Source organism: Streptomyces chartreusis, assembly GCF_008704715.1.
GTDB lineage: Bacteria > Actinomycetota > Actinomycetes > Streptomycetales > Streptomycetaceae > Streptomyces > Streptomyces chartreusis.
The window spans coordinates 1,343,422-1,363,120 of the sequence record NZ_CP023689.1 but is presented as its reverse complement, the minus strand read 5'-3'; the positions used below and the strand labels follow the sequence as shown (position 1 = coordinate 1,363,120).

The following is a 19,699-nucleotide window of genomic DNA, read 5'->3' as shown; positions in this document are numbered from 1 at the left end:
TGGGAACTCTCGGGACCGTGCTTACTTGACGCCGAGACCGGCGTCGTCGACCTCGTCCTGGCCCTCCGCCTTGAGGACCTTGTTGAGCGGCGCGAGGTCGTAGATGCCCTTCAGGTCGGGCTGTTCGAGCAGGCCGGCCTTGACCGCGTGCTCCGCCTCGGTGTCGAGGGTCGCGGCCAGCGGGTCGTCGAGGAAGGTGACCGACTTCCAGGCCGGGTCGAGGACCTCGGCGGGCAGCGCCTTGCCGGAGAGCTCCTCCAGGGCCTTGTTGGCGGAGGCCTTGGCCTTGTCCGGGTTGGCGTTGATCCACTTGTTGGTCTTCACCGAACCGCGCAGGACGGCCTCGACGACGTCCGGGTGGTCCTTCAGGAAGCTCTGCGACACGATGATGTTCGTGATCACGAACTTCTTGTCGGGCCACAGGTCGCCCTCGTCGAGGAGCACCTTGCCGCCCTCGGCGACCAGCTTGGACGCGGTCGGCTCGGGCACCCACGCGCCGTCGATCGAGCCGGACTTGTAGGCGTCCGGGGTCACCTTGTTGTCGGTGCGGACGACGGAGACGTCGCCCTTGCCGCTCTCGGCGTCGACCTTCCAGCCCTGCTCGGAGATCCAGTTGAGCAGCGCCACGTCCTGGGTGTTGCCGAGCTGCGGGGTGGCGATCTTCTTGCCCTTGACGTCCTTGAGGGACTTGATCTTCTCCGGGTTGACGACGAGCTTCACGCCGCCGGAGGCGGAACCGGAGATGATCCGCAGGTTCTTGCCGGCCGCCTTGGTGTAGCCGTTGATGGCGGGGGAGGGGCCGATCCAGCCGATGTCGATGGAGCCGGAGTTCAGCGCCTCGATCTCCGACGGGCCGGCGTTGAAGGTCGACGTCTTGATCTTGGTGCCGCCGAGCTCCTTCTGGAGCAGGCCCTCCTGGACGCCGACCAGCGCGGTGGCGTGCGTGAGGTTGGGGAAGTAGCCGATCTTCACCTCGTCGACGGAGAGCTTCTTGGCGTCCGCCGCGACCTCGGCCTGCTTGCCGTCGTCGGTGGACTCGGCGCCGTAGCCGCAGGCGGTCAGCAGCAGGGGGAGCGCCGCGATGACGGCGAAGGTGCGCAGGGTGTTGAGCGGTCTTGCGGCAGACACGGAGGTGTCCTCTCGGGGAGAGCGGTCAGGAAAGGTGAGCAAGGGCTGCGGCACGGGCGTCGCACCCCTCGGCGTGCACCGGCACACCACTCACCCGCCGTCCGGACGGGACAGCAGGGAGCGCAGAGGTGTGGGGGGATGCGTGGGGGTTCCGCGGAGAGTCTCAGACGCGGCGACAGATGGCGCTGGACGTGCGCCCGAAGTCGATGTGGCGACGCGAGGTCAGTAGCGGCAGCAACTGGACTGCGTGATCGCGCGTGCTCATGCCCACCCCACCCCCACCGATTCCTAGTTTTCCTACCTGGTTGATGGGGATCGTGGCAGAAGGTTGCGCCCACCCCAAGGGGTTGTTCATATATTGGACGTGACGATCTCACTTATTGAGAAGTGAGAGCTCAGGACCCGGAGCAGGGTGCGGGCAACCGCGTCATTCTGTCGGAAAGCCGGCGCATTGGTGCGAGGTCTGGCGAAAGCGGCGACGGCCCGGCTGTTGGTCGGCGCGCCGAGGGCGATGCGCCGGGGGTGCTCGCCGCCCAGGGACGGGTCGATGACGTGGCCGTCCGTGGGGGAGACGGCGAGCAGGCCGGAGCGGTGGGTGTGGGTGGGATCGGCGATGACCTCCTCGGACAGGGCACCGGCCCGGTGCAGTTCGCGCAGCAGCGGATCCTCGGTGCGGTCGAGCGAGGGGATGGGCAGATACGCCTCGATCAGGGCCGTGGCGTGGACGGTGTGACCGGGGACGGTGGCACCGGTCGCGGTGAAGGTGCCCGTGCCCTCGTCGGTGCCGATTCGGACACCCGCGCCCAGGAAGTGGACGATCCCTGCCCGGGACAGGGCCAGCAGCTGGCGCAGCCGGAAACCGGGCGGGCCCGAGGCCTGGAAGCTGAAGAACCCGTGCCACCAGCCGTCCAGGTGCTCTGCCACGGACCGCGCGGTCAGCCGTCCTCCGGCGACCAGGCCGGGGAGCTGCCCGTATACCGAGAGCAGCGCCAGGAACGCCCCGAGATCGGCGCTGTACTCCGGGTCCTCGCGACGGGCCACGTCCCGGGCGATGTGGTCGCGCAGGTGGTCCTGGAAGGCGTCGGGCGTGGCGAAGGCCAGGCCGTCCAGGGGGTGGTCCAGCGTCTCGAAGTCCAGGCGGTCCGCCGGGCCGGGCACGGCCGCGGCGACGAGGGCGGCCATCTCCTCGGCGTACCAGTCCAGACGGTCGTAGGCCGCCACGAAGTCCGGCCAGGGCAGGGCGGTGCGCTCGGGGTGGGCGTGGAAGAGCTCGTGGTAGTGGCCGAAGCCGATCTCCTTGGCCATCAGCGGCCACACGTCGCGCCGCAGATCCAGCGCTCGCCCCTCGGCGAGCAGCGCGTCGACCTGAGCGGGCCCGAAGTGGCGCGGCAGCGGCGGCCGCGGGCCCCGGAGCCGGTAGCGGGTCTTGGAGTGGTACGGCACGCCCCGCCGCGATCCGACGTGGAGCACGGGTTCGCGACCGGAGGGGAGGTAGGTGAGGCTGCCGTCGGCCTCGGTGCGGAAGGTGCCGCCGCGGCCCTCGGTGAGCAGGGACATCAGGTCGATGAAGGCGAGCCCGAAGCCGCGCAGGATGACGTCCTCGTCGGGCCGCAGCGCGGACAGGTCGGCGTCGGCGGAGAACTCCGGCGGGAGGTGGAACCGGCCGTGGCGGCGGGCGAAGCCGGCGTGCGTACCGTGCTCTGCGGCGGGCGTGGAGCCGAGGTGCCCCTGCGCCAGGATCACCAGGTCCGCGGTGAGCGGGGTCGCGCGGTCGGCCAGGTGCACGTGCTGCGGGCCGTCCGGGGGGCCGGTGACGGAGGTCGCCGTGGTGCGGTGCCACTCGACCGTGACGGTGGGCGGAAGCTGGGCCAGCGCCCTGCGGAACACCCAGTCCAGATAGGCGCTCTGGGCGCGGCGGGTGGGGAAGTCGGCGCCGTCGAGCGTGCGCAGTTCGGCGAGCACCTCCGGGTCTGCGGGCTCGGCGAAGGGCGCGTGGCGGGGGCCCTTGCCCGAGAACTGGGCGGCCCACTCGGCGAGGGAGGGCCCCGGCCGTACGGGGCCCTCGATGGTGGACGACTCGTCGGTGAACATGGTGACGTCCTCGGCCATGGAGTTCATCCGCAGCAGCTCGGACTGCTCCCGGCGCCAGACGCGCCCCGGGCCTGGCGGGTGCGGGTCCACCAGGTGGATGTGCAACTCCCGTTTTTCGTCCCACAGTTCGGGGGCGTTGGCGGCGATGCGCTCCAGCAGTCCCGTGGCGCGCGGGCCCGCGCCGACGACGACCAGGACGGCCGTGGCGGGGATGGTGCTCATCGCTCACCACCGGTCACCGGACGGGCGTCGGAGGCCGTCGCGGCGCTCAACCGGAGTCGCGCGGTGGCGAGTTGGCCGCGCAGCCGCTGGAGGGGTGTGGGCGGCAGGGTGCGGGAGTCGCCGCGCGCGTAGTGCCGCTCGACGTAGAACTGCCCGACGCCGAGCACCGTGGTGACCGCGATGTACCAAAGGGTGGCGACCATCAGCAGCGGGATGATCTGGTACGTCTGGTTGTAGATCAGCTGCACCGAGTACAGCAGGTCGTGCACGGCGAGCACGCTGACGATGCTGGTGCCCTTGAGCGTGCCGATCAGCATGTTCCCGGCCGTCGGCACGATCGAGCGCATCGCCTGCGGTACGACGATCCGGCGCAGGGTGCGGCGTCTGCTCAGCCCGAGCGCCTGGGCGGCCTCGGTCTGCCCGGAGTCCACGGAGAGGATGCCGCCGCGCACCACCTCGGCGGCGTAGGCGGTCTCGTGCAGGGTCAGGCCGATGACGGCGGTGAGGGCCGGCCCGAGCAGGTTGACCGTCTTGACGGTGAGGAACTGCGGGCCGAACGGGATGCCGAGGCCGAGCGTCGGGTACAGCGCGCCGATGTTGAACCAGAACAGCAGCTGCACCAGCAGCGGGGTGGACCGGAAGATCCACACGTAGCCCCAACTCAGCGCGCGCAGCACGGGGTTGGCGGACAGCCGCATGACCGCGAGCAGGGTGCCGAGCAGAAAGCCGAGCACCATCACCAAGGCGGTCAGCCACAGGGACAGCAGCAGTCCGTCGAGCACGGCGGACGTGGTGAAGTACCGGCCCACCACGTCCCACTGGAAGGCGTCGTTGCGGATCACGGAATTCAGCACCATCGCGAGGACGAGCAGCGCGACGGCCGCGGTCAGCCGGCGGCCGGCGTGCCGGCGCGGCACGATCCGCGGCAGATCCTCGTCGGGCGCGCCGGGTGGCCGAAGGGATTTCGGGGCCGGGGCAGGGGTGGACGTGACATCGGACGGCGTGACCATGGGGAGGCTCTCCGAGGGGAGGGACGGCATACGTGGATGGCCACCCGGCGGCACTCGTGGGCGCACAAGGCGCGGGTACGGTGCGGCCGAGCGGGGCGTCGTCACGGAGCCGCGTCCCTCAACGCGGCCGGAGGGCCCGCCGCACAGGGCGGGGCCGGTCCGTCATCGATCGTATGTGCCCACAGCGCGGATATGTCAACAACGGGTGAGAGGCGCTGGTCGAGGCGGTCCGGCATCCGGGCCCTGCTTGACGGGAAGCACGATGTACTGCTCAATTAATCGCATGAATGCCCAGCGGCGCTTGGTCTCGCGCGGTCACATCGACTTCTGTCGGGTGTGGTCCGCGGCGTGTTGCGTCTGACTCGGCAGCGGGCCGTCTGACCGGCCCTTCCCTCCCTCGGTGACCCCGTCGCGGGCCGAGCTCTCTTCTCACGCGCGCTGCCGCAGCACTGCCTTCTCGTCATCACCGACGCCCGGCGTCGTCACTCCCGTACCGAACCCTGTCGGCTCTCGTCCGACGGTCCGTCATTCATGCCTGTGCGCACGGCGGTCGAGTCATGCCCGCCCGCGCTCCGCATTGCCCGAAAGGTCACCTCCATGCCCGTGGAGTTCCTCGGCATCGCCGCCACCAACGACGGCTCCGAAACCACGCCGCGCTCCGGCGCCGCCTTCGACAAGGACTACACGCTCCGGCTCGCCCGGGCGCACGAGGACCACGGCTGGGACCGGGTGCTGTTCGCCTACGGCTCCGGCTCGCCGGACCCCGCACCGGCCGCCGCGTACATCGCCAGCAGGCTGGACCGGCTGCAGATCCTGCTCGCCCACCGCCCCAACGTCTCCTACCCGACCTTCGCCGCCAAGACGTTCGCCACCCTGGACCGGATCAGCGAGGGCCGGCTGACCGTGCACTTCATCACCGGCGGCAACGACCACGAGCAGGGCCGCGAGGGCGACACCCTCACCAAGGACGAGCGCTACGCCCGCACCCTCGAGTACATCCGCATCGTCAAGAGGATCTGGACCACCCACGAGCCCTTCGACCACGAGGGCGAGCACTACCGCTTCCACGACTTCGTCAGCGACGTCTTCCCCGTCCAACAGCCCCGCCCCGGCGTCTCGTTCGGCGGCTCGTCACCCGCCGCGTACGCCGCCGGCGGCGCCGAGGCCGACATCTACTGCCTGTGGGGCGAGCCGCTGGCGAAGACCGCCGAGCAGATCGAGCACGTGAAGGCCGCCGCGAAGGCCGCGGGCCGCACCGACGTCCCCCGCATCCAGGTCGCCTTCCGCCCGATCATCGCCCCCACCGAGGAACTGGCCTGGGAGAAGGCCCGGCGCACGGTCGGCGCGATCAAGGCACGCAAGGAGAAGGGCGAGGCGATCACCAAGCGGCACAACGGGCACGCCCGGCCGCAGAACACCGGCTCGCAGCGGCTGCTCGCCATCGCCGAGGCAGGCGAGCGCTACGACCGCGCCCTGTGGACCCCGACCGCCGCGGCGACCGGCGGCGCCGGCAACTCCAACGCCCTGGTCGGCACCCCCGAGACGGTGGCGCAGGCACTCCTCGACTACTACGACCTCGGCGTCGACATCCTCTCCGCACGTGGTTACGACCTGCTGGGCGACGCCATCGACTTCGGCCGCCATGTGATCCCGATCGTCCGCGAGGAGGTCGCCAAGCGCGACGCCGAGCGGGCCGCACGCGGGACGCAGACCCTCACGGCGGTGAACGGATGACCTCCGCACCGGAGTTGACGGTCGTGGAGGTGCCCGTCTCCGACGCCAGAGTCGAGCCATTGCTGCGCGAACTCGGCGACGAGTACTCCAGACGCTACGGCAGGGACGCCCACGCCGAACTCGCCCGCTATCCCGACGAGGAGTTCACCGCACCGCACGGCGGTGTCCTGCTGCTCCTCATCGAGGACGGGGAGCCGGTCGCCGGCGGCGCATTCCGGCGGTACGACGAAGCGACCGCCGAACTCAAGCGGATCTGGACCCACTCGGCGCACCGCAGGCGCGGCCTCGCCCGCCGTGTCGTCGCCGAGCTGGAGCGCGAGGCGGGCGCCCGCGGCTACCGGCGCCTCTACCTGACCACCGGCCCCCGCCAGCCCGAGGCCCGCGGCCTCTACCTGGCGGCCGGCTACACCGCCCTGTTCGACACCGAGGCCGACCCGGAAACCATCGGCCCGCTGCCCTTCGAGAAGCACCTCGTCGAACCGGAACACACGGGAAAGGCCCCCACCCTGTGAACACCCGCACGATCAGCGGCCGCCTGCGCGGCGCCGCCGCCCTCGCACTGCTGCCCCTGCTCGCGCTGACCGCCTGCGGTTCCGGCGACACCGGCGGCACGGCGGCGGTGGGCGCCCAGGCGTCTCCCGTGCCGACCGACGACCCGGTCGCCGCCGTGCGCGAGGTGGCCTCCGCCGCGGCCCTGCTGCCCGCCGACGTGCGCGAGGCGGGCAAACTCAAGGTCGGCAGTTCCATCGGGTTCCCGCCCGGGGCGTACTACCCGAACGGAACGGACAAGGCGGCCGCCGGCCAGGACATCGACCTCGCCGACGCCGTCGCCAAGGTGCTCGGCGTCGAACTGGAGCGCCAGGACGCCTCCTTCGAGACGATCCTGCCCGCCCTGGGCAGCGGCAAGTACGACTTCGGCACCGGCAACTTCGGCGTCACCGCCGAGCGCCTGAAGACCATCGACTTCGTCACCTACATCAACGACGGCCAGGGCTTCGCGGTGAAGCAGGGCAACACCGAGCTGACGGGGAAGGTCACCGATCTCACCGAGCTGTGCGGGCTGACCATCGGCACCGGCGCCGGCACCACCTTCGAGGCGACCCTCACCGCGAAGAAGGGTGTGTGCGCGAAGGCCGGCAAGAAGCCGTACGACGTGAAGGTCTACTCGGAGAACGCGGCCACGCTCACCGCGCTCCAGCAGGGCCGTATCGACGTGATCATGTCGACCATCAACGGCCTGCGTTACCAGGCGGCCCAGCCCGCGTCGCAGACAGCCTTCCTCGGCGAGTTCCACCGCCTCGACGTCGGCTTCGCCTTCAAGAAGGGCTCCCCGCTCACCAAGGCGTTCCAGGCCGCCGTGGACGAACTGATCAAGGACGGCACCTACACCCGGATCCTCAAGAAGTGGGGCACCTCCGCCTCCGCGATCGACGCCTCGCGGATCAACCCGCCCGAGCACACATGAGTGCCGTCATGGTCGACGTCCGCGGCGTCCACAAGACCTTCGGCCCGCTCGAAGTGCTGCGCGGCGTCGACCTGAGGGTCCGCGAGGGCGAGGTCATGGTGATCCTCGGCCCGTCCGGCTCCGGGAAGTCCACGCTGCTGCGCACCATCAACCACCTGGAGAAGGTCGACCGCGGCTGGATCAGCGTCGACGGCGAACTCATCGGCTACCGCCGCTCGGGGAACAAGCTGCACGAGCTGAGGGAGAAGGAGGTGGCGAAGCAGCGCACCAACATCGGCTTCGTCTTCCAGAACTTCCACCTCTTCCCCCATCTCACCGTGTTGGAGAACCTCGTCGAGGCCCCCGTCTCCGCGCTGCGCCGCCCCCGCAGGCAGGCGGAGGAGACGGCACGCCGGCTGCTCGCCCGGGTCGGCCTGGCGGACAAGGCGGACGTGTACCCGCGCCGGCTCTCCGGCGGCCAGCAGCAGCGGGTGGCCATCGCCCGCGCGCTCGCCCTCGAACCGAAGGTACTGCTGTTCGACGAACCCACCTCGGCCCTGGACCCGGAGCTTGTCGGTGAAGTCCTCGACGTCATCAAGGACTTGGCCGGCACGGGCACCACCATGATCGTCGTGACCCATGAGATCGGCTTCGCCCGCGAGGTCGCCGACTCCGTGGTGTTCATGGACGGCGGCGTGGTGGTGGAGCAAGGGCCGCCCGCGGACGTTCTGGACAACCCGCGCCAGGAGCGCACCCGCGCCTTCCTGTCGAAGGTTCTCTGATGTGCGGCCGCACCGTGCGCTGCCTCCGCGCGGCCACCGATGCCCGCTCCGCCCGAGTCCAGCCTCCCCACCGATGAAGAGGACCGCCATGTCCGCCCCACCCGTGCCAACATCCCGTCCCCGGACCCGCCTCGACGAGAGCGCCTACGACCGTCGCAGACTGCGTCAGTGGCTCGCCGGGGAAGCCAGAGCGGACGGAGTCAGCCGCCGCAGGCTGCTCACCCTGCTCGCCGCCGCGGGCGCCGCGACCGTGCTCCCCGCGCCGGGTCCGGCCCGCGCGGCCGACACCCCGATCGTCAAACCGCTGCCGCCCGAGTGGTTCATCCAGCGCGGCACCAACGCCGAGACCCGCTGGGAGGCCCTGCGCGGAACCGGCCATCACACGCCCAACGAACTGTTCTTCGTACGCAACCACACCACCACCCCCGTCCTGGACGCCCACGAATGGCGGCTGCGGCTGTGGGGCAGCGGACTGCGGGGCGCACCCGGCGAGGACAGGCCGGTCGAGTTCGGCTACGACGACCTGCGCGCCCTGCCCGCCGTCACCCGGACCGCGTTCGTCGAGTGCGCCGGAAACGGGCGCAGCCACTACACGACCCAGCAGGGCGAGACGGTCACCGGCACCGCCTGGACGCTGGGCGCGATCGGCGTCGCCCGCTGGCGCGGGGTGCGTCTGGCCGACGTACTGCGCAGGGCGGGGCTGTCGCGGTACGCCGTGGACGTGCAGCCGCGCGGCCTGGACGCCGAGTACGTCAGCGGCGGCGAGAACCTCGGCAGGGTGCGCCGGCCGCTGCCGTTGGCCAAGGCCCTGGACGACGTCCTCCTCGCCTACGAGATGAACGGCGAGCCGCTGCCGCACGACCACGGGTATCCCGTCCGGGTGCTGGTGCCCTCGTGGGTGGGGATCTCGTCGATCAAGTGGGTCGGCGACATCGAGGTGTCCACGCAGCCGCTGTTCTCCCCCTGGAACACCACCTTCTACCGGCTGTTCGGCCCCGGCCACCCCGAGGAGGGCAGCGCGCCGCTGACCCGGCAGACGCTCAAGAGCGCCTTCGAGCTGGCGAGCGGCGCCACCTTCACCGCGGGGGAGGGCCGCGAGCTCCACGGCCGGTCCTGGTCGGGTGCGGGCGCGATCGCCCGTGTCGACGTCAGCACCGACGGCGGAACCAGCTGGCGCCGGGCCCGGCTGCACGACCGGCCCCGCGCCGACACCTGGACCCGCTGGTCCGTCACCTGGAAACCCGACACCCCCGGCGCCACCCACCTCCTGGCCCGAGCCACCGACACGGCCGGCCGCCGCCAGCCGGACGTCGCCAGACCCAACACCCAGGGCTATCTGTTCGACGCGGTCGTCCGGCATCCGGTGACGGTGACCTGAATCCGAACACCCTGCCCCGTCACACGGGCGCCCCTTCGCATGAGCAGCCGCACCGGCGAACTGCCGCAGCCCACCCGGTACTTCTGAAAGGTCCTCCCATGGCCACCATCCTCTCCGTCTCCGGCAGTCCCTCCGCCACCTCCCGCACGGCCCGGCTGCTGCGTCACCTGGACGACCGGCTCACCGCCCACGGGCACGACGTGATCCCGCTCGACGTCCGCACGCTCCCGGCCGAAGCCCTGCTGCACGCCGACTTCCGGCACCCGGCGATCATCGAGGCCACCGCCCTGTTCGAGCGCGCCGACGGCATCGTGATCGGCACCCCGGTCTACAAGGCCGCCTACTCCGGCCTGTTGAAGTCGCTCCTCGACCTGCTGCCGCAGTACGCGCTGGCGGGCAAGACCGTCCTGCCGCTGGCCACCGGCGGCACCACCGCGCACGTCCTGGCCATCGACTACGCCCTGCGCCCCGTACTGAACTCCATGGGCCCCGCCCACATCACGCCGGGCTGGTTCACCCTCGACAAGGACATCAGCGTCGGCGACGACGGCAGCCTCGCCGTCGCGCCGGGCCCGGCCGAGGCCCTGGCCCAGGTCACCGACCAGTTCTCCCTCGCGCTCGGCGGCCGTCCGACCCTGCTGGCGGCCACCGGCTGAGCGCCGACGCCGCCGGAGCCCTCCCGGCGCTCGATTCCGCGGATCCGCACCCCCCTCGGCGCGACGCACGGCGCACGACCTCGATCGGAGACCCCCATGACCCTCAAGTTCCACTGGTTCCTGCCCACCAACGGCGACAGCCGCGACGTCGTCGGTGGTGGCCACGGCAGTCCGGCCACCGTGTCCGGGCGGGACCGGCCGCCGACGGTGGCCTACTTGAGCCAGATCGCCCGCGCCGCCGAGGACCTGGGGTTCGTGGGCGCGCTCACCCCCACGGGCGCCTGGTGCGAGGACGCCTGGCTGACCACCGCGATGGTCAGCCAGAACACCGAGCGGCTGAAGTTCCTGGTCGCCTTCCGGCCCGGCTTCGTCTCGCCGACCCTCGCCGCGCAGATGGCGTCCACCTTCCAGCGGCAGAGCGGCGGACGGCTGCTGCTGAACGTGGTGACGGGCGGGGAGAGCCAGGAACAGCGCGCCTACGGCGACTTCCTCGACAAGGACGACCGCTATCGCCGTACCGGTGAATTCCTCCAGGTCGTACGGGGGTTGTGGGAGGGGCAGACCGTCGATCTGGTCGGTGAGCACCTCCAGGTCGAGGGTGCGAGGCTGGCCCGGGTGCCGGACCCGGTCCCCGAGGTCTACTTCGGGGGTTCCTCGCCCATCGCCGGGAAGATCGCCGCCCGGCATGCCGACGTCTATCTCACCTGGGGCGAGCCGCCGGCCGCCGTCGCCGGGAAGATCGCCCGGATCCGGGGGCTGGCCGAGAAGGAGGGCCGCAGCGTCCGCTTCGGCATCCGGCTGCACGTCATCACCCGGGACACGAGCGAGCAGGCGTGGGCGGAGGCCCGGCGGCTGCTGGACGGCTTCGACCCCGAGACCGTGCGTGCCGTGCAGGCCGGGCTCGCCCGCAGCGAGTCCGAGGGGCAGCGGCGCATGCTCGCGCTGCACGGCGGCGGCTCCGACGGACTGGAGATCCACCCGAACCTCTGGGCGGGCATCGGGCTGGTGCGGGGCGGCGCTGGCACGGCGCTGGTCGGCAGCCACGACGAGGTCGCCGAGCGGATCGCGGAGTACCACCGGCTCGGCATCGACGAGTTCGTGCTGTCCGGCTACCCGCACCTGGAGGAGGCGTACTGGTTCGGCGAGGGCGTCCTGCCGAGGCTACGGGCGCAGGGCCTGTGGCAGCACCCCTTCGACGCACGGGCGACCCCCTCGGCCCAGGTGCCCTTCGCCGGTGCCGCACCCGCGCGATGACCCACGCCGGGCGGGGCCGGACGCTGTCGCGAACTCGCCAGACAGGCGTACGAATCAGCCAGAGCGGACAAGTATCCCTAGCTTTCCTATCGAATTACTAGGGAAGTGTTGACCCCCGTCGACGGAGCGAGTGAGGATGACGTCATGACGATCGCCCCTCCGGCCCCGGCCGCTCCGTTCGGCGACCCCGGGCGGGACGCCGTGGTCCCGTCGGCGGACGGGCCGGCCGACTGGCTGCACATCGCCCGCGAACTCGCGGACGACCTCGCTACGGACGCGGCCCTGCGCGAGGAGGCCGGCAAGCCCCCGCTCGACGAGGTGGCACGGCTGCGCGAGTCGGGTCTGCTGACGCTGCTGGTGCCGGCCGTGCACGGCGGGGCGGGCGCGGACTGGCGCGCCGCGTACGCCGTCGTACGGACCGTCGCCGCGGCCGACGGGGCCGTCGGCCATCTCCTGGGCAGCCACTACTTCCTGTCGTACAGCGCCCGGTTCTTCGCCGCGCCGGACCGCGCCGCACGCGTCGAGCGGGCGTCCGCCGCGGGCCAGTGGTACTGGGGCGGCGGCATCGCCTCGCAGGAACCGCCGCTCATGCTGACCCCGGCGGCGCACGGCTACCTGCTGGACGGCCATCAGCGCTACGGCTCCGGAGTCGGCGTCGCCGACCGGCTGCTGGTCCGCGCCGCCGTGCCCGGCACCGGCGAACCCCTCGCCGTCCTCGTCGACCCGGCCCACCCCGGTCTGGTGAGCGGCTCAGGCGGTGACACCTTCGGCCAGCGGCTCGCCGCCGCGGGTGCCGTCACCTTCGACTCGGTGCCGGTCGCGCGTCAGGACGTGCTCGGCTCCCTCTCCTCCGACGACGGAGCCCTGTCGCCCTTCGCCGGCCTCGCCGCGCCCACCGCACGACTGGTCTCCGCCCAGTTCTGTCTCGGCGTCGCGGAGGGGCTGCTCGGCGAGGTCCGCGAGCACGGACGGACCGCGCACTCGCCCTGGCCCTCGCTCGCACCCCAGCCCTGGCAGGGCAACCCGCCGCAGGATCCGTACGTCCTGACCGCCTACGGCGAACTCGCTGTCTCCGCGCGAGCCGCGTCCGCCCTCGCCGACCAGGCGGTGGACGCCCTCACCCGTGGCCTGAACCGGGGCGAGGACCTCGACGACGAGGAGTGCGCGGAGATCGCCGTCCTCGCGAGCGCCGCCGAGGCCGCCGCGTCCCGGGCCGCGCAGGAGATCACCAGCCGTGCGCTGGAGGCCGTCGGCGCGCCCGCCGCGCTCACCCGGCACGGGCTCGACCGCTTCTGGCGCGACACGCGCACCCACACCCTGCGCGAGCCGGTCGCCCACAGGCTGCGCGAGGTGGGGGACTACTTCCTGAACGGCGCGCATCCGCCGTTCAGCCTCCCCGCCTGACCCGGGCGGCCTGCCGGTGAGGACCGCCGCGGGCGTGAGGGATAATCTCAGCATGCGGATCTCGGCCAGAGCGGACTATGCGGTGCGGGCGGCGTTGGAGCTGGCCGCGGCAGGAGACGACACGTCACTGAAGGCCGAAGCCATCGCCGAGGCGCAGGGCATCCCCCACAAGTTCCTGGAGGGCATCCTCGGCGATCTGCGCCGGGGCGGCCTCGTGGTCAGCCAGCGCGGCGGCAAGGGCGGGTACCGGCTGGCCCGGCCGGCGGAGTCGATCGCCATCGCCGAGGTGATCCGTGTGGCCGACGGCCCCCTGGTCTCGGTGCGCGGCGTCCGCCCGCCCGACCTCTCCTACATCGGCCCCGCGGAGTCCCTGCTGCCCCTGTGGATCGCCGTACGCGCGAACGTCCGCAAGATCCTCGGCGAGGTCACCCTGGCGCACGTCGCCGCGGCGAAGCTGCCCGACGACGTGCTGAGCCTCGCGGACGACCCCGAGGCGTGGACGAACCCCTGACCCGCGGTTCTCACCCGGCCGGCTTCTCCCACACCGACACGTGCTTGCCGCTCTCCGCGGTGAACGGCTCGCGTGTCCAGTCGCCCCAGCGGTCCCGCAGCTTCAGGCCCGCCAGCCGGGCCATCAGGTCCAGTTCGGCCGGCCACACATAGCGGAACGGGATGGACCAGTGCTCGGCGCGGCCGTCGGTGATGGTGACGTAGTTCGAGCTCATCGCCTGCGTGGCGACGTCGTAGGTGTCGAACGCCCAGCCCGTGTCACCGATGTGGAACGGTACGGCGGTCTGGCCGGGCGGCAGCCGCCGCAGGTCGGGCACGCCCACCTCGATCACGAAGCAGCCGCCGGGCCGCAGATGGGCGGCGGCGTTGGCGAAGCAGTCGACCTGGGCGTCCTGGGTGGTCAGATTGCCGATCGTGTTGAAGACGAGGTACGCGAGGGCGAACTCGCCCGGCACCCGGGTCGTCGAGAAGTCCCCGATCGTCACCCCGACGGCGTCACCGCCGGGCTTCGCGCGCAGCCGCTCCACCATCGCCCGTGACATGTCGATGCCGTGCACCGGGACTCCGCGGGAGGTCAGCGGCAGCGCGATCCGGCCGGTGCCTACGCCGAGTTCGAGCGCCGGTCCGTCGCCCGCGAGTTCGGCCAGCAGGTCCACCGCCGGGTCCACCACGTCCGCGCGGAACATGTCCGCCGCCGAATCGTCGTACCCGGCCGCGATGTTCTCTCCGAAGTAGCCGTCGTCATCGCTCACGCCGGGACGGTACTGCCGGCCGGCGCACCGGGGCACCCGAATTTCCGGGCGCCCCGGCGCTCAAGCGCTCAGGTCCTCACGCGAGCGTGACCTTGACCGGCAGCTTCTTGATGCCGTTCACGAAGTTGGAGCGCACCCGCGGCACTTCGCCGGCCAGCTTGATGTCGGCGAGGCGCGGGATCAGCTCCTCGAACATGATGCGGATCTCGGTGCGGGCGAGCAGGTTGCCCAGGCACAGGTGCGGGCTGCCCTTGCCGAAGGTGACGTGGTCGTTGTCGGCTCGGGCGACGTCGAAGTCGTACGGGTTGCCGAAGACCTCCTCGTCGCGGTTGCCGGAGGCGAACCACATGACGACCTTGTCGCCCTCCTTGAGCTGCTTGCCGCCGAGCTCGACGTCCCGGGTGGCGGTGCGCCGGAAGTGGTAGACGGGGGATGCCCAGCGCAGGAACTCCTCGACCGCCACGGGGATCAGCGAGGGGTCCTCCTGGAGGCGGGCCAGCTGCTCGGGGTGCTGGAGCAGGGCCAGCATGGAGTGGGTGATGGTGTGCCGGGTGGTTTCGTTGCCGGCTACCACCAGCAGCAGGAAGTAGTTGTCGAAGTCCTGCGCGGACAGCGGGACGCCGTCGCGCGGGACGGTGTTGACCAGCTTCGACACCAGGTCGGAACCGTCGCCGCCGCGGCGCTGCCGGGCCAGCTCACGGCCGTACTCGAAGACCTCGACGGACGCGGGGGAGCGGAACGGCAGATCGCGGTACTTCTCGCTCTCCGCGCTGTGCAGCAGCACGTCCGCGTAGTCGGGGTCGGTGTTGCCGATGATGCGGTTGCCCCAGTCGATGAGCTGCTGGTTGTCCTCCGGCGGCACGTCGAGCAGCCGCGCCAGGACGTTGATCGGGAAGTCCGCTGAGACATCGGAGACGAAGTCGAACGTGCCCTTCGCGAGCGCCGCGTCCAGCGTCGTCGCGGTCAGGCCGCGCAGGAAGTCTGCGTAGCTGTTGATGACGCTCGCGCCGAACTGCCGCTGGATGACGCTGCGCAGCGCGCGGTGCCGGACACCGTCCATCTCCAGGATGGAGGCGCGCTTCTTGATCTGGTCGTCGTCGACCTCCTCCAGGTTGACGAACCTCGTGGAGGTGAAGGTCTCCGGGTCGCGGTCGACGCGGGCTATGTCGGCGTGCCGGGTCACCGCCCAGAAGCCGGAGTTGGGGGCGTCCTCCGGCTGCCAGTGCACCGGGTCCTCGTGGCGCAGGGTGTGGAACATGCGCCAGGGCGTCACCCCGTCGGTGAACTTGTCGAGGTCGGTGAGGTTCACGTCGGCGAGCGGCATCGGCTCGGATGCGGAAGCGGAAGTCATCGATGGCTCCTGGGTGTCACGGGACCGCGGGGTCACAGGTGGTAGGCGTACTCGGTGAACTCCCAGTCGGTGACGTGCCGTTGGAAGCGTTCGACCTCGTTGCGCTTGTAGGTGAGGTAGGAGGTGGTGAAGTCCTTGCCGAGCAGGTCGGCCAGGTCGGTGTCCGCCTCCAGCGCGTCGAGCGCGGCGGACAGGTCGGTGGGCAGCAGCGCTGACCGCGCGGTGTCGTAGCCGTAGCCCTCCAGCGGGGGCGGGGGCTCCTCACCGGCGCGGATTCCGAGGAGGGCGGCGGCGAGGGTGGCCGCGATCGCCAGGTAGGGGTTGGCGCTCGCGTCACCGAGACGCAGCTCGAGGCGGGCGCCGGCGCCGCGCTCGGGCGGGATGCGGACCATGGCGCTGCGGTTGTCCAGGCCCCAGTCGATCAGCCAGGGCGCGAGGGTGTCCGGGCCGAAGCGCTTGTAGGAGTTCACGGTCGGGTTGAGCAGCGCGGCGAGCGCGGGCGCGTGGGCGACGATGCCGGCGATCGCGTGCCGGGCGACGGCCGACAGTCCGTGGGCCCCCGCGGGGTCGTCGAAGGCGTTGCGGGCCTCCGCGTCGTCGCAGGACAGATGCAGATGGAAGCCCGAGCCGCCGGCGTCGCCGAACGGCTTGGCCATGAAGGTGGCCAGCAGGCCGTCCCGGCGGGCCAGTTCCTTGACCGCGGCCTTGAAGCGGAAGGAGCGGTCGGCCGCGTCCAGCGCGTCGGAGTGGGTGAGGTTGATCTCGTACTGGCCGCCGTCGAACTCGTGGTTGCCGGTGATCACACCGATGCCCAGGTCACGCAGGTGGCGCAGGGTGCGCAGCAGATGGTTCGAGGGGTCGGCGCGCAGGCCGGCCGTGTAGACGGCGCCGGTCGTCTCGGGGTGCCGTCGCCAGCCGGCGGCGGTCCGCTCCAGCAGGAAGTACTCCAGCTCCGGGCCGACGATCGGACGCAGGCCCTGCTCGGCGCAGTGGGCCAGGACCGTGCGCAGCAGGTCGCGCGGTGACTCGGGGGCGGGGGCGCCGGTCGCCGGGTCGGTGACCTCGCCGAGGCAGGTGGCGACGCCGGGCTCCCAGGGGAGCGTGGTCAGGGTGGACAGGTCGGGGCGCACGGTGACGTCGGGCAGGCCGGCGTCCAGACCGCCCGGGACCGGGACCACGTCGCCCTGCGGGGTGGTGTGGTAGACGGCCCGGCAGAACGCCAGACCGTGTTCGCAGGCCGCCGGCAGATGGTCCACCAGCACGTCACGGGCGCGGTCGGTGCCGATGAGGTCGGGATAGGTCACCCGGACCACGTCGACACCCTCGGCGGTGAGCCGCTCCATGTGCCGGCGGATGTCTGGTTTGTCGTGAGCGCTCACCGATGTCTCCTCGGAGGGATGGGGAAGGGTGGCGTGCGGACGACCTGAGCAGGGGGTGCGAGATGGGGGAGAGGCGACCCCGGGTCGTCGTTTGAACCCGAACGGTATGGAGAGGATTCGTCGTCCCGCAAGGGGGCGGCCTCAAAAATTTATCCACCTGGACAGGTATTGACCAGGGTCGAGCGGCTTCCTATGTTGTTTGAAGCCAAACGAGTCAGGGGTGTGGCTCTCGCACCCCTTTGGCCAAGGGGCCCGGCCGCACAGCCGGCCGGGCCCCGCATCCCCTTCACTCCGCTCCGACGCCCTCACCTCCAGGAGGACCGGCCATGAAGGTCGTAGTCGACATGAACAAGTGCCAGGACCACGGCCAGTGCGTCTTCGCGGCCCCCGACGTCTTCTCGATGGACGACGACGGACACCTCGTATTCGTCTCCGAGCCCGACGACGCGCTGCGCGACGAGGTCGAGGAAGCCGCCGACGTCTGCCCGCTCCAGGCCATCCGGATCGAGGGCTGAGCCCCATGACCGGACGCGTAGTCGTCGCCGGCGCCTCGATGGGCGGCCTGCGCGCCGCCGAACAGCTGCGCGCGGCCGGCTGGACCGGCGCGATCACGGTGGTGGGCGACGAGCCCCACATGCCCTACAACCGGCCTCCGCTGTCCAAGGAGGTCCTCGCCGGCAAGGCGCCCTTCGAGTCGCTCGCCTTCACCCCGAAGGCGGCCGCCGCCGACGTGGACTGGCGCCTCGGCACCCGGGTCGCCGCCGCCCGCCTGGCCGAACGCGTCGTCGCCCTCGACGACGGCTCCGAGATCCCGTACGACGGACTCGTCGTCGCCACCGGTATGCGCCCCCGGCGGCTGCGCTGCCCCGGCCCGCTCGCCGGCCGCCACACCGTCCGCACCATCGACGACGCCCAGGGCCTGCGCGAGGAGCTGACACGCCCCGGCGCGCGGGTGGTCGTGGTCGGCGCCGGCTTCATCGGTTGCGAGGTCGCCGCGACCGCCGTCGCGCTCGGCGTCACCGAGGTGACCGTCGTCGACCCGCTGCCCCTGCCGATGGTCGGACCGCTCGGTGAGCTGCTCGCGCGTGCCCTGCTGAAGCGGCACGAGGAGCGCGGGGTCCGCTTCGCGCTCGGCACCGGGGTCGCCGGGTTCGAGGGCGAGGACCGGGTGACGGGCGTCGTCCTGACCGACGGCACGGTCCTGCCCGCCGACGTGGTCGTCGAGTCGGTCGGCTCGGTCGCCAACACCGAGTGGCTGGCCGGCAACGGGCTCGACCTCACCGACGGCGTACTGACCGACGAGCAGCTGAGGGCCGGCGGCCGGCCGGAGGTCGTGGCCGTCGGCGACGTCGCCCGCTTCCCCAACGCCCGCTACGACGGCGCGTCCCGCCGCGTCGAGCACTGGTCCATCCCGACCGACACCGCCAAGCACGCGGCCCGGACGCTGGCCGCCCATCTGGCGGGCGGCCAGGCCGAATCCGCTCCCTTCGCCCCCCTGCCCACCTTCTGGAGCGACCAGCACGACTTCCGGCTCCAGTCGTTCGGCGCGCCCGTCCTCGGCCTCGGCGACGTGCGCGTCCTGGACGGCGATCCCGAAGGCGACGTCCTGGTGGGCTACCACGCCGACGACCGGCTGGTCGGCGTCGTCGCGCTCGGCGGCCACAGCGCCGCCGTGGGTGCCGCCCGCTACCGCGCCCAGCTGCTGAAGCAGCCCGCCCTCACCGCGTAAGGAACCCCGTCATGTCCCCAGTCCGTGGCTACTTCCACCCCAAGACCGGCAGCGGTGCCTCGTCGCTGATCCCGTCGCCGCCGTGGCACTACTCCGGCGACCTGCTGACCGTCGAGTACCGCACGGACCCGGCGCGAGTGCGGGAACTGCTGCCCGAGCCGCTGGAGTTGGCCGACGAGGATCCCGGTGCCGTGGCCCTGATCTGGGCCGACTGGCAGTCCTGCTCGCAGTCCGGGGCGGAGCTGCTCGATCCCGTGCTGTCGCAGTACAAGGAGGCCTTCGCGGTCGTCCGGTGCAAGTACCGCGGGCAGACCTACTCGCGGTGCGTGTACATCTGGGTCGACAAGGACTTCGCCATCGCGCGCGGGCTGCACCAGGGGTATCCCAAGAAGCTCGGCTCCATCCACCAGACGCGGCCGCACCCGTACGGGCCCGCTCCGCGGATCGAGGCGGGGGCGCGGTTCGGGGCGACGCTGGCCGCCGCGGATCGCCGGCTGGCGCAGGCCGTGGTCACCCTGCGGGAGCCGGCCGAGTCGAACGGGTTCGTGAACGCGCATCCGATGGCCCATCACCGGTGGCTCCCCTCGATCGAGAAGGGCAAGGGGCTCGCGCTCGACGAGCTGGTCGAGACGGGGGCGGCGTCCTTCGAGGCAGGTCAACCATGGGTGGGGGAAGCCGAGTTGGAGCTTTTCGAGGCGCCTACCGAGGAGCTCGCCCGGCTGGAGGTCCGTGAGCCGATCGCCGCGTATTACCGGCAGGTCGGGGTGGTCTGGGACGGGGGGCGGCTGTTGGAGGTGGGGACGTCCGGAGCGTCTGCCGGGTGAGGTTCGTGGTCGGCCGCGGGTGCGTCGTGGTTGGTCGCGCAGTTCCCCGCG

Annotated in this window: 18 protein-coding genes; 12 read left to right on the top strand and 6 right to left on the bottom strand. The window is 71.7% G+C overall.

What is annotated here, in order from left to right:
* Nucleotides 1-21: 21 nt before the first annotated feature.
* From CP983_RS05270 to CP983_RS05260, 3 genes are all read right to left on the bottom strand, one after another.
* The gene (locus tag CP983_RS05270; protein ID WP_150498703.1) at nucleotides 22-1,128 is read right to left on the bottom strand and encodes an aliphatic sulfonate ABC transporter substrate-binding protein; all 1,107 of its coding nucleotides are present in this window, start codon (nucleotides 1,126-1,128) and stop codon (nucleotides 22-24) included.
* A gap of 351 nt (nucleotides 1,129-1,479) precedes the next feature.
* On the bottom strand, nucleotides 1,480-3,441 hold the full coding sequence (locus CP983_RS05265; RefSeq protein ID WP_150498702.1) for an FAD/NAD(P)-binding protein: 1,962 nt from the start codon (nucleotides 3,439-3,441) through the stop codon (nucleotides 1,480-1,482).
* The gene (locus CP983_RS05260; RefSeq protein ID WP_150506409.1) at nucleotides 3,438-4,451 is read right to left on the bottom strand and encodes an amino acid ABC transporter permease; all 1,014 of its coding nucleotides are present in this window, start codon (nucleotides 4,449-4,451) and stop codon (nucleotides 3,438-3,440) included. Before CP983_RS05260 ends, CP983_RS05265 begins: the two co-directional genes overlap by 4 nt.
* Nucleotides 4,452-5,048: 597 nt before the next feature.
* Here CP983_RS05260 and CP983_RS05255 point away from each other — a divergent pair.
* The 9 genes from CP983_RS05255 to CP983_RS05215 all read left to right on the top strand — a co-directional run bounded on the left by CP983_RS05255 (nucleotide 5,049) and on the right by CP983_RS05215 (nucleotide 13,614).
* Nucleotides 5,049-6,185 carry an LLM class flavin-dependent oxidoreductase gene (locus CP983_RS05255; RefSeq protein WP_150498701.1) on the top strand — a complete coding sequence of 379 codons (1,137 nt, stop codon included), beginning with the start codon at nucleotides 5,049-5,051 and terminating at the stop codon, nucleotides 6,183-6,185.
* Nucleotides 6,182-6,697, top strand: coding sequence for a GNAT family N-acetyltransferase (locus CP983_RS05250; RefSeq protein WP_107908604.1), 516 nt, complete (start codon nucleotides 6,182-6,184; stop codon nucleotides 6,695-6,697). Before CP983_RS05255 ends, CP983_RS05250 begins: the two co-directional genes overlap by 4 nt.
* Entirely contained in the window at nucleotides 6,694-7,650 is a 957-nt protein-coding gene (locus CP983_RS05245) for an ABC transporter substrate-binding protein (RefSeq protein ID WP_229914644.1), read from the top strand. Before CP983_RS05250 ends, CP983_RS05245 begins: the two co-directional genes overlap by 4 nt.
* Nucleotides 7,647-8,411: an amino acid ABC transporter ATP-binding protein gene (locus CP983_RS05240; protein WP_150498700.1), complete on the top strand. Its 765-nt coding sequence runs from the start codon at nucleotides 7,647-7,649 to the stop codon at nucleotides 8,409-8,411. The genes CP983_RS05245 and CP983_RS05240 overlap by 4 nt, the downstream gene beginning before the upstream one ends.
* Before the next feature lie 88 nt (nucleotides 8,412-8,499).
* Nucleotides 8,500-9,789: a sulfite oxidase gene (locus tag CP983_RS05235; RefSeq protein WP_150498699.1), complete on the top strand. Its 1,290-nt coding sequence runs from the start codon at nucleotides 8,500-8,502 to the stop codon at nucleotides 9,787-9,789.
* Between the two features lie 98 nt (nucleotides 9,790-9,887).
* On the top strand, nucleotides 9,888-10,445 hold the full coding sequence (ssuE, locus tag CP983_RS05230; RefSeq protein WP_150498698.1) for an NADPH-dependent FMN reductase: 558 nt from the start codon (nucleotides 9,888-9,890) through the stop codon (nucleotides 10,443-10,445).
* A gap of 96 nt (nucleotides 10,446-10,541) precedes the next feature.
* Entirely contained in the window at nucleotides 10,542-11,699 is a 1,158-nt protein-coding gene (locus CP983_RS05225; protein WP_150498697.1) for an LLM class flavin-dependent oxidoreductase, read from the top strand.
* Between the two features lie 144 nt (nucleotides 11,700-11,843).
* Entirely contained in the window at nucleotides 11,844-13,103 is a 1,260-nt protein-coding gene (locus CP983_RS05220; protein ID WP_150498696.1) for an acyl-CoA dehydrogenase family protein, read from the top strand.
* Between the two features lie 52 nt (nucleotides 13,104-13,155).
* Nucleotides 13,156-13,614, top strand: a complete 459-nt coding sequence (locus CP983_RS05215) for an RrF2 family transcriptional regulator (protein ID WP_125526273.1) — start codon at nucleotides 13,156-13,158, stop codon at nucleotides 13,612-13,614.
* Nucleotides 13,615-13,624: 10 nt separating this feature from the next.
* On the opposite strand, the gene CP983_RS05210 is transcribed toward CP983_RS05215, so the two are convergent.
* The 3 genes from CP983_RS05210 to CP983_RS05200 all read right to left on the bottom strand — a co-directional run bounded on the left by CP983_RS05210 (nucleotide 13,625) and on the right by CP983_RS05200 (nucleotide 17,059).
* Complete coding sequence (locus tag CP983_RS05210) at nucleotides 13,625-14,365, bottom strand: class I SAM-dependent DNA methyltransferase (RefSeq protein ID WP_150498695.1); 741 nt, start codon at nucleotides 14,363-14,365, stop codon at nucleotides 13,625-13,627.
* Between the two features lie 76 nt (nucleotides 14,366-14,441).
* Nucleotides 14,442-15,716: a cytochrome P450 gene (locus CP983_RS05205; protein ID WP_030956714.1), complete on the bottom strand. Its 1,275-nt coding sequence runs from the start codon at nucleotides 15,714-15,716 to the stop codon at nucleotides 14,442-14,444.
* 32 nt (nucleotides 15,717-15,748) lie between these two features.
* On the bottom strand, nucleotides 15,749-17,059 hold the full coding sequence (locus CP983_RS05200) for a glutamine synthetase family protein (protein WP_373309802.1): 1,311 nt from the start codon (nucleotides 17,057-17,059) through the stop codon (nucleotides 15,749-15,751).
* A gap of 362 nt (nucleotides 17,060-17,421) precedes the next feature.
* On the opposite strand from CP983_RS05200, the gene CP983_RS05195 reads away from it, so the two are divergent.
* From CP983_RS05195 to CP983_RS05185, 3 genes are read left to right on the top strand one after another with little or no spacing between them, the layout of a single operon-like run.
* A complete protein-coding gene (locus tag CP983_RS05195) occupies nucleotides 17,422-17,610 on the top strand; it encodes a ferredoxin (RefSeq protein WP_030950801.1) in 189 nt (62 codons plus the stop codon).
* 5 nt (nucleotides 17,611-17,615) lie between these two features.
* Nucleotides 17,616-18,824 (top strand): NAD(P)/FAD-dependent oxidoreductase, encoded by a 1,209-nt coding sequence (locus CP983_RS05190; protein ID WP_150498694.1) that lies wholly within the window; start codon nucleotides 17,616-17,618, stop codon nucleotides 18,822-18,824.
* A gap of 11 nt (nucleotides 18,825-18,835) precedes the next feature.
* Entirely contained in the window at nucleotides 18,836-19,648 is an 813-nt protein-coding gene (locus CP983_RS05185; RefSeq protein ID WP_150498693.1) for an acetoacetate decarboxylase family protein, read from the top strand.
* Nucleotides 19,649-19,699: the final 51 nt, after the last annotated feature.